Genomic DNA, 16,072 nt, shown 5'->3' with positions numbered 1-16,072 from the left:
TATTGTCGCTTTTTTAATCACGATTGCAAGTGCAAATAAACAACAAAAAACGTTCACATTTACAGTGGTTATTTTCGTTAACAACTGGCTTACATCTTGTAATCGAATACATCCTTTATATACCAGTCACACTGGCTTTGCTGCATAATAATTGATCTAAAATGTAACAATTGGTTATCCTAAGTAAATAACTCTAAATTTTATCAAAGCATGATTTAAGTCAACTCTGTTCAATGATGGAGGCCAAATTAACAAGACTGAGAAAATTAGCGCAATATTTCTCGTCAACAATAGAGCGCTTTGGTACCTTAGGCCCACCTTTCGCTTGTTGATTTCAAAGCCATGCTTTCACAATATCGAATATCCAAAATCGTCGAGATTGGAGACACCTTACACCGCAGTGGTTGTGCGCCCTATAAAGTTGAAAAATACACACAGTATTACGCTAGAAAACATGACGTCGACGTTATGATTCAAGCGACTCCGACGACCATCAATTACCAGTTTCCTGATGACAATAACGTGGTGGTCATGAAACGGTTGAAGCCAGCGTCAATAAACTTGAGTTTGCTTGCGAACACGATCATACGCATCAACCAACCCAGCAGTGAACCTTTGCCTGAACCAGTGGGATACCCTAAATGGGTCGTAGCGCTGGCAAACATGGGAATTCCGCCCGCGTATTTGATGCTTGTTGGCAGCACAATGGAAGCTGTTGCTTTCTCTGTATTTCTAGGATTTATGGTTTGGGTTTGTCAGTTAGTGTGTAAAGGGCGTCGCAGCATTGCCGTCGAGTTTATTTCAGCACTGGTGACTGGTGTATTAGTGGCGTTTATTGCGAGCACAGGATTACCCATACCCGTTTGGGCTTTATGCATTGCAGCCATTATTTTATTTGTTCCAGGGCTTTCTATAGCCAATGCCTTGGAATGCTTAGCATTTAATGACCTTGTTTCAGGGACTAGCCTTCTGGGGCAAAGTGCGCTGAGTTTAATCAAGCTGTTTGTTGGAATCGTCATGGGGCTGAATATTGGCGAAGCAATTTGGGGGCATAGTGAGACTGCAACTTACCTGAATGACGTTCCAAACTGGATGCACATTTTGGGCGTATTCATTCTTTCTATCTCCATCGGTATTATTTTTAATGCTCGAGCAAGAGATATTTTACTGGGTCTTCCTGTCGCTGTACTGGGAATGTGGGGGCCGTTCTATCTAGGCTTTGACAGCGGCTGGGTAGTGGGAACTTGGGTCACCACGATGTTGATTACCTTATACGGAACTTGGGTAGCGAAAAAGATGGAGCTCACCGGGGCAATCTATATTCTGCAAGGGATCATTATTCTCGTTCCCGGTAGCCGAGTCCTTATAAGTGCGAGTCAGTCGGTTTTTGAGCAGTCCATATTGCCGATCCCAAGTATTGGCCTTTCTGCCTTGTTTATGTTTGCAGCCATTGTCGCAGGGCAAATTACCGCCTACTCGATTTATTCGCCACAAATCGAACGCTAGCCCAAGCTAGTTGCTACCAATAATGAATGATTGATTGAAAGCAGTAACCAATAAAGGTCTTACTGACTAAAAACCCTATTCAAATCTCGCGTTCTACGCGGCTTTTGAATAGGGCTCTTTGCCCTTATGTTTATTCGTGCGTTTGTAACTTCCTTTTCCTTTTTTCGCCTTTTCAACTCTAGCTTTAAAGAGCTTACTCGTGACCATCGCCTTTAATGCATTATCTTGAATGCGGCCTCGACCGACTTCAACCTCATAACTAAGTTCAACGTCATGACTGAGCGGCTCTAGGAAAACCTCTTCCTCTCTCATTTTTCTTTCTTTCATAAGTACTGCCTTATAATGAAACCTATTTAATAAAAACCCGCCGATTATCGTACAAAATTCGACCTAACACAATTTGATCATAGAGAGCGGTCGTGATATCAATTACATTAATCTCAATAGCCTATCGCCAAAAATGGCACCTTGCGCATAAAACGGCAGAAAATACCAAAAAGTTCTGTGGATTCGCTCGAGTAAACGTTGACTTAGCTCTAGATTGGTCTAGAATCACCAACAGCTAGAAAGCAGTTCTTTGTCTAAATATGCGTCTCGTTGGATTACTTGTAACTTCCGTGTGGTACGCAATAGCAGTCTACTTTTCCACGCTATCCGCGCCAAATTCGGCACAATATTTTTAATTAGGATATTTATCATGTCTAACACAGTTACTGGTACAGTAAAATGGTTCAACGAAACTAAAGGCTTCGGCTTCATTCAACAAGAGAACGGTCCTGACGTATTCGCTCATTTCTCAGCGATCACAGGCGACGGTTTCAAAACTCTAGTTGAAGGTCAAAAAGTTGAGTTTGTAGTAACTACAGGTCAAAAAGGCCCACAAGCTGAAAACATCAAAGTACTTTAATTTAGTACCTTTTTTCTAAAAATAGCCAGCATTATGCTGGCTATTTTTTTGTCTGAGATCTTGTATTACCCATGGCATTAAAACCCACTATTTTCAAATTTCGCATCTCACTTACGGATATAAACCGTGAGCATTACGATACTCTAGCCCTAACCGTTGCGCAGCATCCTTCAGAAAACGATCAGCGAATGATGGCACGTATTCTTGCATTCTGCTTAAATGCGAAGGAATCTCTTCAGCTAACTAAAGGCCTGTCGACGATTGAAGAGCCCGATATATGGCAAAAATCACTGGATGACCAAATTGAGCTTTGGATCGATGTTGGTGAGCCTGATCCAGAACGTATTAAAAAATCCACACGCCTAGCAGCCAAGGTCAAGGTTTATAGCTTCAACACGAAATCAAATGTTTGGTGGACACAAAATCAAGGAAAAATTGGCATGCTGAATGCTGATATTCTTCGTTTTAATGCTCAACATATTGAAGAGCTAACCAAATTAATCGAGCGTGGTATGGATTTATCCGTGATGATTACCGGCAATTCCATTTTCATTGATAGCGATAAAGGCTCGTGTGAAGTCGAGTGGGAAGAGTTACAAAGCAATGAACACCCTTAAAAACGTTTGTATTGAAGCAGAACTCAACACCCTACCGATTGTTGTCAAATACGATTCTATATGGACACAGTGGCTTGATGCGCAAACACCTCTATTTAGCCAGGTCCTTATCAATAAACCGGACCGAGAGCCAATATTGTTGCTTCTAGGGTTACTCACGAAAAGCCATATTGAACACTGTTCAACGCTTGCCGATAATCGCCAAGCCATCATTGCTATGCTAGATGCGATTGAAGGATCGGTTGGCCATAAGTACAGCGATTCATTTCAGCAACAGGACCTCATTTCTCTGCAGCTCATCACGCACGCCTGGTTGTACGTTCAAGGGAGTCTCAACATGGACTTTAGCTTAGCGAATGACCACGCGCTGAGCACCACGACTCAAGTCAGTTCAATAACCCAACAAGATATCCACGAATTAAGAACTCAGTACTTGGAAAGCTATTACAAAGGCAAAGAGAGACGTGCTAAACCACCGGTAACCGGTTTTAGGCAGTGGTTGTATCGCCTCATTGCTAAGAGTCAAAGGTGAAAGTTAAAGCAATACGCTGCATTGAAGGAAATAAAGGAAGGAATACAAGAAAACGAAGAGAGGAACATAGGCTCCTCTCGATGCTAGGTTTCTATGCGTCGTTACAGATTACTGTGTGGGCCAAACACCTCATAGTGAATGCGGTCTCGTGAAACCTTCAAGCTTTCTAGCTGAAGCACAACACTTTCCATAAACCCTATCGGTCCACATATATAAAAGTCACCGTCAGCAAGTGGTAAATCTGACACCACAGCATTAAGCTCCATTGTCCCATAGCGCTCATGCCCATCAAGATCGGATTTCCCCTCAAAATACCACACAAATTGCTGCCAATTATTTACCGAAATCAGCGTACTGGTCTCATCAAGAAATGAGTGTTGTTCTTGATTATGACAAGCGTGCAAATACGTCACGTCTTGCTTACCAGATCCATTTAATGTTTGTAACATTGCTTGAATCGGTGTCGCCCCAACGCCAGCAGAAATAAGTACCACTGGCTTTTGCTTTTCTTGATAGAAAAAATCGCCCGCAGGTGCAAAGACATGAATACCATCACCGACTGAAATATCTTGGTGCAGATAATTAGAAACTAAGCCCTGTTTGTCTGTTCCTTGGCTCTCTCGTTTTACCGAGATACGGTAACTCTTACCATTCGATTGCTGAGACAATGAATACTGACGAATCTCACGATACTGCCCAAGCGTTGGCTTCACTTCGACACCAATATATTGACCAGGTCGATAGTCCAATACGGCTTGGTTATCTTCTGGAGTTAATACAAAACTGGTGACCAGCTCTGATTCTTTTATCTTTGCCGTGACGACAAAAGGACGGCTGTTCTCCCAACCGCCAACCGCTTGTTTTCTTTGTAGATACAGCTCACCTTCTCTATCAATAAAGACTTGCGCCAAAAATAAGTAAGCAGCGGTCCAAGCTTCTTCAACATCAGGGCTAAATGCCTCTCCAGCAAGCTCTCGTAACGTTTCAATCAAATGGTGACCGACGATTTGGTAATGCTCTGCCTGAATGTTAAAGCTCGTGTGTTTTTGAGCGATTCTCTCGACAGCTGACGTTAGCGCTGCGAGATTTTCAATATTTTTCGCATAAGCCGCTATCGCTTCAAACAAAGCCACACTCTGACGTCCTGTTTTCTGGTGCGCCATATTAAAAATGTCTTTTAGCTCAGGATGATGAGTGAACATTCTTTGATAAAAATGCTGAGTAAGTGCCGGCCCCGCATTCTCGAGTAATGGAATCGTACTTTTTATTGTCGCAATGTGTTTTTCGTTGAGCATATTATATCTTCTTCCCATCTGGGTTAATCGGTATTGACTGAGTCTCTGTCCCGGTAAGCTAAAACTTACTCTCATAAACTCACTCTTCTACACTCACTAAAGCACAGAATATGCCAACAGATTAAACGCTTTATTTACTTGGGTTTATTAAATAACCACTTCAGATATATGTCCAATTGACACGGTATACACCGAGTCTATTTGACACTATACTAACTAAAAGTCTCACTTAAAATGTATTGTATGCAAGACATCTCTGTTTCCACCCTAGTTGAAATGACCATTGGTCTTGCCAGTGGCCTGAATAATGAAGACCGTTTTAACAAGTTATTGGATGCGATTCGCAAAACCATTCAATGTGACAGTGTCGTACTGCTTTCAATTCATGCGGACACATTAACCCCACTTGCTATGCAAGGCCTGACGCGTGATACACTAGGCCGTCGTTTTGATATTAATGAACACCCACGGTTTGGTGAAATATGTCGATCTAAAACACCCATTAGGTTCGACACCACATGCCCACTCCCTGACCCATTTGATGGCTTGTTACTGGATCACGATGGTGATCTGCCCATGCACTCCTGTATGGGACTTCCTTTGCTCTTTGGTGACAAGTTACTCGGTATACTGGCCTTAGATAGCTTAACCCCAAACTTGTTCGAAACAATCCCAGATCGAAGTTTAGAGGTCCTATCAGCGATAGCTGCTTCTACCTTAAAAATGGCGATGACCTTCTCTCAGCTGGAGCAACAAGCAAAACAAAGCCAACGACGTTTACAAGAGTTGAACGATGAAGCATGGAAACGAGAAGGTGGCGAAATCATTGGTTCAAGCCAAGCCATGCTCAACCTAAAAAACGACATCGATATTGTCGCTCCGTCTGATTTTAACATTCTGATTCATGGTGAAACGGGCGTTGGTAAAGAGCTGGTAGCACGAACTCTTCACCACCAATCTTCAAGGAAACTTCAACCGTTAATCTATGTAAACTGCGCAGCGATACCCGAAAGTTTAGTTGAAAGTGAACTGTTTGGTCATGTAAAAGGCGCATTTACGGGGGCAGATAAAACTCGATTAGGTAAATTTGCTCTGGCTGATGGGGGCACTCTATTTTTGGATGAAATTGGTGAACTGCCTTTAGCTGCTCAAAGTAAGATCTTACGCGCTTTACAAAACAATGAGATTCAGCCTGTCGGCCAAGATAGGGTTCACAATATCAATGTTAGAGTATTGGCAGCGACAAACCGAGATCTAAAGGAAGAAGTGGCCCAAGGACGATTCCGGGCCGATCTATACCACCGACTCACTGTCTACCCAATCGAGGTTCCCCCGCTTAGGAAGCGCGAAGGTGATATCGCATTACTTTCCGGTTTCTTTCTAGAACAGGCGCGAAGAAAACTGGGGATAGTACAACTAAAAATGGGGCAAGAAGCGCTTCACTATATCTCGCTTTATGATTGGCCCGGGAATGTACGAGAACTAGAACATGTGATTAACCGCGCCGCACTGAAAGCCAGAGCAAGAAATCAACACCGCAAAGTAATTTCCGTTACCCATGAGGATATTGGAGAACTGGATCGCTCTATTAATATCGAGAACGCTCTTGATATCAATCGATCTCTTGAGTTAAACAGCCCTCTTGAATTAGACAGCGCACTTAATCACGAGCAACAAAGACGACAATCACAGGCGCCAAGTACCTCAGGAAATAAAACAATGAGCCTGCGCGATGCCACTGATGAGTATCAGCGTAAACTCATCACTTCTGCGTTGGAAACCTCGGACTTCAATTGGGCCAAAGCAAGTCGTTTGCTCAAAACAGACCGAGCCAATTTAACTCGATTGGCCAAACGTCTAGGCATCACGGTTTCCAAAGCGCATAAAATACATTTCTAGCTCGGTGCTATTCTGCTACTCAATTAACTGATATACAGTCATTTAATACACAATTTGAACAAGTGACTGTTTTCAGTTCTTCCGTTTACATCTAAATCACGACTTTGACGTCGCTCAATTCAGATTACTCTATTCAAATAGCTAATTTATATTGTTAAAATTACTAATAACGACTTAAATCAATGTAGAGTACCAAGAAGCAGCAGACAATAGCGCGGCTCTAGACATGACTTCAACCAACTATGATCCAGCAATTACAGGATCAAACACCGAAACCACTTCGAGTATGACTTATAATGATTGAAGATAAATTCACGAATATCTACCGCCTACCACATTCAATTCAAATCAGAATTGGGAAATGGCAAAGAACGTTAAGAGGAACATCAGATTTAGTTTTGCATGAGGCACTTCAGATTCGAAATGCGCAATTCCGTACTCATAAGATGTCTCCAAAAGGCTGGCACGTAAACCTGTTCAACGTTGATCATATTTCGATTACTCATCACAACAAATACATTCAAACAGCCATGCGTTCGATGATAGATAGAAAAGTCGCCTATCAGCGTATTTTTCTATCGAGCATGCCTCTGGAGCAAGCAGAGCCCGCATTGGTAGATTTCAAAAAAGAATGGATTAGAAACCATAATCGTATCGCGAAAAAATACAATCAAATTAAGCTAAAAGAGTTCATGAATTTGGCTTTCGAAGAAGCGGATACGCTCTACCCCTCTTTGCCTAAAGGTATGTTTGATAAAGCGTTGTGGAATAGACTGGTTAACTCAGAATTTGGGAAGGAAAATAAATACAACAACCCATTTTATGTGAAAAAAAACCTAACCATTCAACCGTGATATCAAGGCGCTAGACCACCTGATTATCTATTGATACTTTTTCAGGATCTCTTGATACTGATTAACGCCATTTTCATCGGTATTTGCTTTGATGATATCGATCCCCTGCTGCAGTTTTTCTATTAAGGCCGGATCGCTGTCTTTATTAAATGCGTAATAAGTATAACCTTCCTGGAGTGTGTAAACACTTTGAAAGGTGCTGCTTTTGATCCCTGACTGAGAAGCCATCCATAAGGCTGTTTTCTCTGAATACGCGATAAGATCAACCCGATTTTTTGTTAACAGCTCAGCCAGAATACCCACGTCTTTAACTTCGATCATAGCGGCTCTCGGAATCCCGAGGTCAAGCAGCAATTGCTCACCAATATCATCTTCAACCACGCCAATCCTATATTTCGCCATGTCTAATGGGCTATCAACCTCTATGCCCCTACCCCGTTTTGCCATTACCACGACTTTAACTTTAGAGATTGGGCCTACCCACAGAAACAAGTCTTCTCGATGTTCGGTTCGCGTCGTAGAGAAAACAGCCGTGTTTGGTGTCGTCAGCGCCGTTCGATAAGCATCAGACCATGCTTGCAACACAATGCGATTACTGCCTATTTCCTCCCCGACCGCTTTAGCGGCAGCATGCAAGACGTCAACAGAAGAACCCGTTAACTGTCCATCAAGGATAAAGTTTGCAGGCGGGTACTCTTCGGTCAAGTACAAAGCCCGGCCAACGTTGTCGCTTTGGCTGTGGGCTTGAACTGTCGAAGTCAGCAAAAGTGATAACAGGGATGTCGACAAAAATCTATAAGGGTTGTTCATCATCGCCTCTAATTTTAAACGCTTCCTCATAAACGTTAGTCGAGGATCAAATAAGCGTCTAGGTGTAAACCCAGACTTATGCTTTTTTGTTGTTTAAACATTGAAGCTAAGCCATGAAGATAAGTAGTAAAGCGAAACCGAAAAGCTGACCATATTGAGCTGAGATTTTTTCGTTCCACCTCACCTCAGCAAGATCAATCAGGCACTGATTCAAAGTAAACAACCTCTCTTATTTATTCATTAACCAAAACGTCCACTTACGTAACGCTTACGTTACAGAAAAACAGCAATGCTGTTACTTAGCCATAAAGATATCGCGATTTAAATCAAACATTTAGCTTTCCATATTTAGCAATAGGTGTTGTGTGAACTACTCACCATATTTCTCTCTGAATAGCCCTCACAATACTCATAACCACAACTAATAATGGGTAACTGATATGCTGTATTTAGAATTCTTGTTCTTGTTACTGGTGCTCTATGTAGGCTCTCGCTTCGGCGGGATTGGGCTTGGGGTCGTATCGGGTATTGGCCTTGTCGTCGAGGTCTTTGTTTTTAAGATGCCGCCGAGCTCCCCACCAGTCACCGTAATGCTGATTATTTTAGCCGTTGTTACTTGTGCTTCCATATTAGAAGCCGCAGGCGGTTTAAAGTATATGCTTCAAGTCGCGGAGCGCCTGCTAAGAAAGAACCCTAAACGTGTCACGCTGATCGCGCCTTTCGTTACCTACTCAATGACCTTCTTATTGGGTACTGGCCATGCGGTATATTCTATTATGCCAATCATCGGTGATGTGGCCTTAAAAAATGGAATACGACCAGAACGGCCGATGGCTGCTGCATCCGTCGCCTCACAAATTGCAATTACTGCCTCACCAATTTCAGCCGCTGTTGTGTATTATCTGGCCCAGTTGGTTGAGATTCAGCAAGAGATAACGCTGCTGTCGATTCTTATGGTGACGGTTCCTGCGACTCTATTTGGTACGCTTTTGATGTCCTTGTATAGCCTTAAGCGCGGTAAAGAGCTTCAAGATGACCCTGATTATCAGGCTCGCATGAAAGATCCAGAGTGGCGCGAACGTATTCTCAACACAACCGCAACCTCGCTGGATGTGAAACTGCCTTCATCATCTCGCAACGCGGTTTTAATCTTTCTCAGCTCGATTGTGCTGATTGTTCTCATTGCTATGATCCCTGAAATTAGAACCATTGAGGCAGGAAGCAAACCAATAAGCATGGCCGTTATCATTCAAATGATGATGCTTTGTTTTGGTGGTGTCATTCTGCTCGCAACAAAAACGGATCCAAGAGATGTGCCTAATGGCGTGGTATTTAAATCAGGGATGGTGGCAGCGATTGCCATTTTTGGTATTGCATGGATGTCTGATACTTACTTCCAGTACGCGATGCCACAATTTCGTTCTGGCATCGTAGATATGGTGACCGCCTACCCTTGGACCTTTGCATTAGCTCTGTTCATAGTGTCTGTGGTGGTTAACTCTCAAGCGGCAACCGCGCGAATGATGTTACCCGTCGGGTTAGGGCTCGGCTTAGATCCTGCACTCCTGATAGGATTGATGCCAGCGGTATATGGCTATTTCTTTATCCCAAATTATCCTTCTGATATCGCTACCGTCAATTTTGACAGCTCTGGTACCACTAAGATTGGTAAATGGTACTTTAACCACTCATTTATGTCAGTCGGCTTAATCGGAGTCATCAGTGCCTGTTGTCTTGGTTATGTATTGGGTCAAGTGATCATAGGATAAGCAATAGTTCTCTATTCGAGTCGAGCATGAATTAATTGATAAACAAAGCACCTTCATTTTAGCCTGAACATGAACGAAGGTGCTTTTTATCAAATTCGGTATCATTATCAAATTCGGTATAGATAACAAACAAAACCATCAACTAAAGTTCTAAAAATAATGAGTTAGGTATTAATTTTTATAGATAACGTAAAATGGGATTCTCTTTTTAACAAATGTGCATATAGTTAAATCAGTACATACCGTTAAATAAGAACAAAATGTTGGCCATTACTTATCATGAAATATAACAAGCAGACTGAAGCCTCACCCTCTTCGCTGTTACACCTAGCTAGAAAGAACATACGTGCTACCATCCCTATTGGTATCATATTCGTCAGTGTGTTCACCGTTTCCGCTATTGTTAATTTCTATACCACCAACAACCACGCAAAAACACAAGGAAAGCAATCGATTCATCTGTTAGAACAGTACATCGGTGAAACAGCAAAAAATCTAATGTCACTAAAAAATCAAGTGTCCTCTGCTTGTGAGCGTGACGATGTGCTGGCGATACGAGGGCATGTCTTCCATTCAACCATGCTCAAAGAAATAGGCCTGTATAAAGATGGGGTGGTTTTTTGTACCAGTAACGAAGGAGCAGCCAATATTCGCCTGTCTTCTTCCATACTACAACGATTAGAAGACTCGTCTAACAACATCACCATTTCTTTGACCATCTCTAAGAGTCGACTGCAAACTTTCTTTATTTTTGCCCATGACGAAAATGACAGTGGTGCTGGCGCAAATGCGTTATTAGCTCCTAATCAATTCTTAGGTCTTGTTTCCCCTGATCTCTCTGAACAGGAATTTGGTTATACGATCACGGTACTAAGTCAGACGATTCAAAGTGGTGAAGGGTCCGTTGATTCTGCCGTTAGATTGTTCAGTTTTTCATCCCACTTGTACCCTTTATCAATCACTCTGCATCTCAATCACGCTTCTTACCTTTACCACTTCGGTCAACATTTCTGGCAGACACTGCTTATCGCAGCCATGCTTTCACTGGTTTATTTGGCTATACGTAACTATAGAATAACGAGGCAATCTCTAGAGTATTCTTTGTTGCAAGCCATTGACGATGGCGACCTAAAACTCTACCTTCAGCCGATTGTGGACATCGTAGAGAAACGAATCGCTGGAAGCGAAGCTCTAATACGCTGGCATCATCGGTCACAAGGAATTATTCCACCGGATATGTTTATTCCATTGGCCGAACGTATGGGTGTGATCGATCAAATCACCAAGTTAATCATCAAGTCCGTGACTTCTTTCATCTATACGCACCAAAAAGAACTCAAAGGGCAGTACATCAGCCTCAACATTAGTCGTCAGCTGATTATTGATTCCGATTTCATTGACTATTTAATCGAGTATTCGAAACGACATCCAGATATTGTTCCGATTCTACTTCTTGAGATCACCGAAAATAATGATTACACCAACCGAGAATTGGATCACGCGACTTTCTCACTCAGTATACTCAGCGATTTGGGATTCAAAGTCGCCGTTGATGATTTTGGGACCGGATATTCAGGGTTGAATTTCATTCGCCAGCACCCATTTAACGCACTAAAAATCGACAAAGTATTTGTGAATGGATTACGGTCAGAGACGGCGATCACACCAGTATTGATATCGATGATCAATCTGGGTGATGAACTCAATATGAAAGTCATCGCGGAAGGCGTAGAAACCCGAGAGCAGATAGAGCAACTGAGTGAACTCGGTATCCGATACATACAGGGGTACTACTTTTCCGCTCCTATGAAACCTAAGGAATTCATCAAATTTAAGTTAATTTAACCCGAGGGTTGTTAACAAAAGTGCTTTGGCATAACGTTCGTTGGTAAACCGTTTCGTTGGCAAAAAAAACGAGTTACCACAAATTCGTAAATTGCGGTTGCATTGCTCGACTCACTGGGAGTTTTGCCTCACCAATATGCACGAACATTCTGCCAGAAAAGTCTTTTTTTACCTTTTCTATGGCGGATACGTTCACGACACTCGAACGATGGATTTGCCAAAACATATCTGGGTCGAGTTGATGCAAAAGCTCCTTAAGGGATGTGCGCAGTAGGTACTCAACACACCCTTTATCATCTTTCTTATACAATGAAATGTATTTATCTTCCGCTTTAAAATACAAGACATCTTTCAGCGATATTAAATGGATGTCATCGCCTTTGGCGGCTTTTATCCAAGTCAAATAGGTTGGCTTGGCTTTAAGTGTCATCTTTTGGATTTGGTCGATGAGCGATGAAACATCTGACACTTCAGGCGAATCTTGAACTTGCATCTGTATTTTTAACTTATCAACACATTGCGCTAGTCGCATATCCGACACAGGTTTAAGCAGATAATCCACAGCACTCGTCTCAAAGGCCTGTACGGCAAACTCATCGTAAGCCGTAATAAAGACCACTTTGGTTTTACTTTGCCGAGTCGCAAGAGTTTTAGCTACGCTCATACCATCTTGAAGCGGCATATTTATATCTAAAAAGACAATATCAGGTTGGTGTTTCTCGATCTGCTCTAAGGCTTGTTCGCCATTTTCAGCCAATGCAACGATATCTAACTCCGGCCAATGCTCTGCCAACGCTTTACTAAAATGGTGCCTCAGTAACGGTTCATCATCCGCGATAATGGCGGTTACTGGCATACTGCGCGTCATCTTGTTACCTCTGTAATAATTCCAAGTCTGTCAATTTAATCTGAAGCTTGGCGGTGACGCCACCTTGCTTATTTTCAACAATTGCAAAATTCGCCTCATCAGAAAAAAGGACTTTCATACGTTGTCGAATGTTTTCTAGGCCTATACCATGTCCCGCGTTCTTAGATTCCAACATCAATCCAATACCATTGTCGATGACCGATATACTCACCATACTCTGTTCTTTTACCACTAAAACCGTCACTGAACCACCAGCAGCTTTCGGCTCTATACCATGCTGGATCGCATTCTCGACCAAAGGTTGAATGAGTAACGGTGGAAAAACAACATCGTTAGTTAGCTGGTTATCGATATGATAAGTCAGTCGATCACCTAACCGAATCTTCTGAATGCTTAAATAGGCATCCACGAGTTCAAGTTCACCAACCAGTGATGTGTTCGACTGGCGGTTACTTTTTAGCGTGCCTCGCAACAAATCCGTGAGCTTTTCAAGCATCCGTCGTGCATCTTTCGGCTGAGAGTCAATCAAGGCATTAATATTGGCTAATGTGTTGAATAAAAAATGTGGTTCAATTTGGCTTTGAAGTTGTTTTAACTGACTCATGACCAGTGCTTTTTCTTGTTCAGCTTGTTTGCGTTTGGTCGTTTCAAGCTCTTTCTGGGTCAGTAGTTTTTGTTCGTAGATATAAAAATAGAAAAAGCATATCACCGTAAAGATAAAACCAAGAAGAATGACTGGTTTGAGTTCAGGCAGGCTGTCAAAATTGCTATACCCTTCTAGCAAAAATGCCGCATTGCAAGTACCCAGAATCATCGACAGAGTCAGCGAAAACGCATTGACCCATTGGATACCAAGATCTGGACGAAAATAAGAAATGATAAGCGCACTGAATACCGCGCTATAGCCATAGCCAAAACTGATCAATAGATGCTCAATGAACGGACCCGACCAAATAAAGAACGTAAGAATGGCAATCGCTAGGCAAAAAAGGCTGGTAAGAAACAGACTCTTGAACGCACTATTTTCTATTCTTTTCTCTGTGTTTTTTACTAATGAGGCACATCGTTTCATGTTCAGAATTTTCCTTTCAGGTTTAATAGAATCATATGCTTATCAGGTAAGTTTGCATACACCGAATCGCTACTGCCCCCTAAAAATCGAGCGGCCAGCTCAACATTGAATGACGTATAGCCTGAATCATACATTTGGTAGTTCAGCCACTGAGTCGCGATCAACCCGCCATCTTGCGGTGAGACAATGACATCAAATGTCGGCTCAAAGTCATTCAGCCACAACCAATTGTTGCTCCATTCCCAATGGCTCCAACTCGCTGAATTCAACGACCAATGAAACATCATATTGTGCTGCACAAGATTGGCATGATTGAATCCCTGAGCGTAGGAGGACGCCAATGGCAACGTGTGTGGATTTGAAGCAAGATCCGTCTCTCGTTCAAAAGCTTGATGCCATTCATCGCGGCTCCAACTTCGGCTATCAAACCAATACTCCATGATGATATTGTGCCCAGTACTGCTTGCCCAGTTCATGCCAATGAGTGACTGATAACCATGATGTTGTGTAGACAGACTCACGGCTTGGAATGGCTCCCCTTGCTGATAAGCCAGGTACTGACGTTGATAGACAGCAGAAACGTGAAGCGCCCAGGCCGGATCCACAACCGTAACAAATGAACCGCCAACCAAGCCGTGTCGAACATCGTCATAGTAAGCGATACCTTGCCATTCACTGTCACCCAGTAATGCGTATCGACGAAGGCCAAAACCCTGCTGTTGGGACTGTTTTTCTAATTCTGAGCCTTGCTGCTGCGTCCACGAAGAATCGGTATACACTAGGCTCCATTCTCCACTCATATCAAAATATGAGGCCATCGCAGTTCCAGCCCCTTCCTCAACTTGGATACCGATAGGGTTTCTACGATAAGGTTTGAATATATCTAAAGGTCGGTAACCATAACCCACTCCCCAGTCTAATCTCACTTTACCCAACGTTAAATCAACCGATTGTTCCCATGCTTCAGTACTCCCCTGCCAAAACAATTCTTGTACGATGACATCTGTATCAAGAGAACGCGTATCGTCGTTACTCCATAGCGCATTGCCTTTTAATGCAAATAAACCCGTAAGTTCTTTCCAGCTCGCCTGAACATCGATGAGTGCATCAAGTGTTCCCGTGTCTGAACGTTTGGGTTGCCCCAGCAATACGGTTTCTCGATGCGCCGTTTGGTTAAGACTTAGCTGCCAGTCCCAGTCTAGGCTAAGATCCGAACTCCCCGCATGGGTGCTCACCATTATCGCAACACTGCACAATAACCAACTGAGTGGCACCATTAGCTTGTAAGACCACCGCGACGTTCCCTGTGTCATCATGTCCATCACCGTTATAGATCAACCGACTTGTTACGAGTCAGATAAGCGGGGTTGTAATACTTTTCATCGAGTTCCATCGCTTCAATGGTTTTATACTCAATAACCGTTTTTTTAGCGGGTTGAATTCTGTCGAGCAGCGTCATCGAGATCACTCGTAGGTGTCCGTCTCTCTGACCGGATTCAAACCAAGCTTGCTTTGCTAACTTTCCTGAACGTAAATACAAATCGGCTTTGATTGGAAAGTGATTGCCCTCATCTAACCACAGATCAATTTTCTGGTAACTTGCACCTGTGGTTGTGGCCGTTAATGATAATCGGTTAGTTTTAATCGTCTCGCCAGAGTCTTGGGAAATCGATTCGTTGCTGACCCATTGGCCTTGATAGTCTTCACTCCATGTTAAGGTCGAGATGTCTCCAACCGAGGCTTCACCTAATAGCTTTTGCATCGGCGTAATGCGTATTGGGCGACGACTTTTGGGCATCAATAACCAGTAATTATCCCCCAGCATGAGCATTTTTTGTCCCGCTTCTACTTGAGACTTAAAGACCACTAATGACTCTCGGTTTGGCCGGCTATAAACATGGTATTCACGCGTTTGATCAAGGACTTGATTTTCATACAATGACACTAGAGAAACCGCTTTTGCTGAGCTTTCACCCATTCGGTATCCATCAGCCGCTTTGATCATCGCCTCAACATCCATCTTACTTTCACCTTGAACCGTATTCGTTTCTTGCGCCATCACTGATACGCTCGACAGCGCTAGTAGCAAAACGGCTTT

The 16,072-nt window shown here is 42.8% G+C and carries 15 protein-coding genes; 8 read left to right on the top strand and 7 right to left on the bottom strand.

Translation table 11 applies throughout. From position 1 onward, the window contains the following. Positions 1 to 342 precede the first annotated feature (342 nt). Entirely contained in the window at positions 343 to 1,506 is a 1,164-nt protein-coding gene (locus tag A1QO_RS19885) for a threonine/serine exporter family protein (protein ID WP_017034737.1), read from the top strand. A gap of 93 nt (positions 1,507 to 1,599) precedes the next feature. Here A1QO_RS19885 and A1QO_RS19880 read toward each other — a convergent pair whose 3' ends face one another. Then, positions 1,600 to 1,818: an alternative ribosome-rescue factor A gene (locus A1QO_RS19880; protein ID WP_050990374.1), complete on the bottom strand. Its 219-nt coding sequence runs from the start codon at positions 1,816 to 1,818 to the stop codon at positions 1,600 to 1,602. A 385-nt stretch (positions 1,819 to 2,203) separates the two neighbouring features. Between A1QO_RS19880 and A1QO_RS19875 the strand changes: the two genes are divergently transcribed. The 3 genes from A1QO_RS19875 to A1QO_RS19865 all read left to right on the top strand — a co-directional run bounded on the left by A1QO_RS19875 (position 2,204) and on the right by A1QO_RS19865 (position 3,562). Beyond that, entirely contained in the window at positions 2,204 to 2,413 is a 210-nt protein-coding gene (locus A1QO_RS19875) for a cold-shock protein (RefSeq protein ID WP_017034739.1), read from the top strand. A gap of 71 nt (positions 2,414 to 2,484) precedes the next feature. Further along, positions 2,485 to 3,030 (top strand): YaeQ family protein, encoded by a 546-nt coding sequence (locus A1QO_RS19870; protein ID WP_017034740.1) that lies wholly within the window; start codon positions 2,485 to 2,487, stop codon positions 3,028 to 3,030. Beyond that, entirely contained in the window at positions 3,017 to 3,562 is a 546-nt protein-coding gene (locus tag A1QO_RS19865; RefSeq protein WP_017039168.1) for a hypothetical protein, read from the top strand. Before A1QO_RS19870 ends, A1QO_RS19865 begins: the two co-directional genes overlap by 14 nt. Positions 3,563 to 3,663: 101 nt before the next feature. Here A1QO_RS19865 and hmpA read toward each other — a convergent pair whose 3' ends face one another. Continuing rightward, positions 3,664 to 4,857 (bottom strand): NO-inducible flavohemoprotein, encoded by a 1,194-nt coding sequence (gene hmpA, locus A1QO_RS19860; protein ID WP_017039169.1) that lies wholly within the window; start codon positions 4,855 to 4,857, stop codon positions 3,664 to 3,666. A 243-nt stretch (positions 4,858 to 5,100) separates the two neighbouring features. Here hmpA and norR point away from each other — a divergent pair, with 243 nt between their 5' ends. Beyond that, positions 5,101 to 6,756: a nitric oxide reductase transcriptional regulator NorR gene (norR, locus tag A1QO_RS19855; RefSeq protein WP_017039170.1), complete on the top strand. Its 1,656-nt coding sequence runs from the start codon at positions 5,101 to 5,103 to the stop codon at positions 6,754 to 6,756. Between the two features lie 296 nt (positions 6,757 to 7,052). After that, positions 7,053 to 7,610 (top strand): hypothetical protein, encoded by a 558-nt coding sequence (locus tag A1QO_RS19850; protein WP_017039171.1) that lies wholly within the window; start codon positions 7,053 to 7,055, stop codon positions 7,608 to 7,610. Positions 7,611 to 7,637: 27 nt separating this feature from the next. Here A1QO_RS19850 and A1QO_RS19845 read toward each other — a convergent pair whose 3' ends face one another. Continuing rightward, positions 7,638 to 8,450 carry a substrate-binding periplasmic protein gene (locus A1QO_RS19845; protein ID WP_241790495.1) on the bottom strand — a complete coding sequence of 271 codons (813 nt, stop codon included), beginning with the start codon at positions 8,448 to 8,450 and terminating at the stop codon, positions 7,638 to 7,640. A gap of 410 nt (positions 8,451 to 8,860) precedes the next feature. On the opposite strand from A1QO_RS19845, the gene A1QO_RS19840 reads away from it, so the two are divergent. Together A1QO_RS19840 and A1QO_RS19835 are read left to right on the top strand one after the other, a co-directional pair. Then, positions 8,861 to 10,189, top strand: a complete 1,329-nt coding sequence (locus A1QO_RS19840; protein ID WP_017037598.1) for an anaerobic C4-dicarboxylate transporter — start codon at positions 8,861 to 8,863, stop codon at positions 10,187 to 10,189. Between the two features lie 279 nt (positions 10,190 to 10,468). Then, a complete protein-coding gene (locus A1QO_RS19835; RefSeq protein WP_017041949.1) occupies positions 10,469 to 12,034 on the top strand; it encodes an EAL domain-containing protein in 1,566 nt (521 codons plus the stop codon). A 73-nt stretch (positions 12,035 to 12,107) separates the two neighbouring features. On the opposite strand, the gene A1QO_RS19830 is transcribed toward A1QO_RS19835, so the two are convergent. From A1QO_RS19830 to A1QO_RS19815, 4 genes are read right to left on the bottom strand one after another with little or no spacing between them, the layout of a single operon-like run. Further along, positions 12,108 to 12,902 carry a LytR/AlgR family response regulator transcription factor gene (locus A1QO_RS19830; protein ID WP_017039174.1) on the bottom strand — a complete coding sequence of 265 codons (795 nt, stop codon included), beginning with the start codon at positions 12,900 to 12,902 and terminating at the stop codon, positions 12,108 to 12,110. Between the two features lie 4 nt (positions 12,903 to 12,906). Further along, on the bottom strand, positions 12,907 to 13,974 hold the full coding sequence (locus A1QO_RS19825) for a sensor histidine kinase (protein WP_017039175.1): 1,068 nt from the start codon (positions 13,972 to 13,974) through the stop codon (positions 12,907 to 12,909). A 2-nt stretch (positions 13,975 to 13,976) separates the two neighbouring features. Then, the gene (locus A1QO_RS19820; protein WP_017034750.1) at positions 13,977 to 15,251 is read right to left on the bottom strand and encodes a hypothetical protein; all 1,275 of its coding nucleotides are present in this window, start codon (positions 15,249 to 15,251) and stop codon (positions 13,977 to 13,979) included. A 50-nt stretch (positions 15,252 to 15,301) separates the two neighbouring features. After that, positions 15,302 to 16,033: an outer membrane lipoprotein-sorting protein gene (locus A1QO_RS19815; RefSeq protein ID WP_240492290.1), complete on the bottom strand. Its 732-nt coding sequence runs from the start codon at positions 16,031 to 16,033 to the stop codon at positions 15,302 to 15,304. Positions 16,034 to 16,072: the final 39 nt, after the last annotated feature.

It is taken from the genome of Vibrio genomosp. F10 str. ZF-129 (assembly GCF_000287055.2).
In the GTDB taxonomy this organism is placed as follows: Bacteria; Pseudomonadota; Gammaproteobacteria; order Enterobacterales; family Vibrionaceae; genus Vibrio.
This window is presented reverse-complemented; position numbering and strand designations above follow the sequence as displayed.

Excerpts from the sequence above, each read along its gene's own strand:
- A1QO_RS19885 (WP_017034737.1), top strand. The coding sequence starts at position 343 with ATGCTTTCACAATATCGAATATCCAAAATCGTCGAGATTGGAGACACC.
- A1QO_RS19880 (WP_050990374.1), bottom strand. The coding sequence starts at position 1,818 with ATGAGAGAGGAAGAGGTTTTCCTAGAGCCGCTCAGTCATGACGTTGAA.
- A1QO_RS19875 (WP_017034739.1), top strand. The coding sequence starts at position 2,204 with ATGTCTAACACAGTTACTGGTACAGTAAAATGGTTCAACGAAACTAAA.
- A1QO_RS19870 (WP_017034740.1), top strand. The coding sequence starts at position 2,485 with ATGGCATTAAAACCCACTATTTTCAAATTTCGCATCTCACTTACGGAT.
- A1QO_RS19865 (WP_017039168.1), top strand. The coding sequence starts at position 3,017 with ATGAACACCCTTAAAAACGTTTGTATTGAAGCAGAACTCAACACCCTA.
- hmpA (WP_017039169.1), bottom strand. The coding sequence starts at position 4,857 with ATGCTCAACGAAAAACACATTGCGACAATAAAAAGTACGATTCCATTA.
- norR (WP_017039170.1), top strand. The coding sequence starts at position 5,101 with ATGCAAGACATCTCTGTTTCCACCCTAGTTGAAATGACCATTGGTCTT.
- A1QO_RS19850 (WP_017039171.1), top strand. The coding sequence starts at position 7,053 with ATGATTGAAGATAAATTCACGAATATCTACCGCCTACCACATTCAATT.
- A1QO_RS19845 (WP_241790495.1), bottom strand. The coding sequence starts at position 8,450 with ATGAGGAAGCGTTTAAAATTAGAGGCGATGATGAACAACCCTTATAGA.
- A1QO_RS19840 (WP_017037598.1), top strand. The coding sequence starts at position 8,861 with ATGCTGTATTTAGAATTCTTGTTCTTGTTACTGGTGCTCTATGTAGGC.
- A1QO_RS19835 (WP_017041949.1), top strand. The coding sequence starts at position 10,469 with ATGAAATATAACAAGCAGACTGAAGCCTCACCCTCTTCGCTGTTACAC.
- A1QO_RS19830 (WP_017039174.1), bottom strand. The coding sequence starts at position 12,902 with ATGACGCGCAGTATGCCAGTAACCGCCATTATCGCGGATGATGAACCG.
- A1QO_RS19825 (WP_017039175.1), bottom strand. The coding sequence starts at position 13,974 with ATGAAACGATGTGCCTCATTAGTAAAAAACACAGAGAAAAGAATAGAA.
- A1QO_RS19820 (WP_017034750.1), bottom strand. The coding sequence starts at position 15,251 with ATGGTGCCACTCAGTTGGTTATTGTGCAGTGTTGCGATAATGGTGAGC.
- A1QO_RS19815 (WP_240492290.1), bottom strand. The coding sequence starts at position 16,033 with ATGGCGCAAGAAACGAATACGGTTCAAGGTGAAAGTAAGATGGATGTT.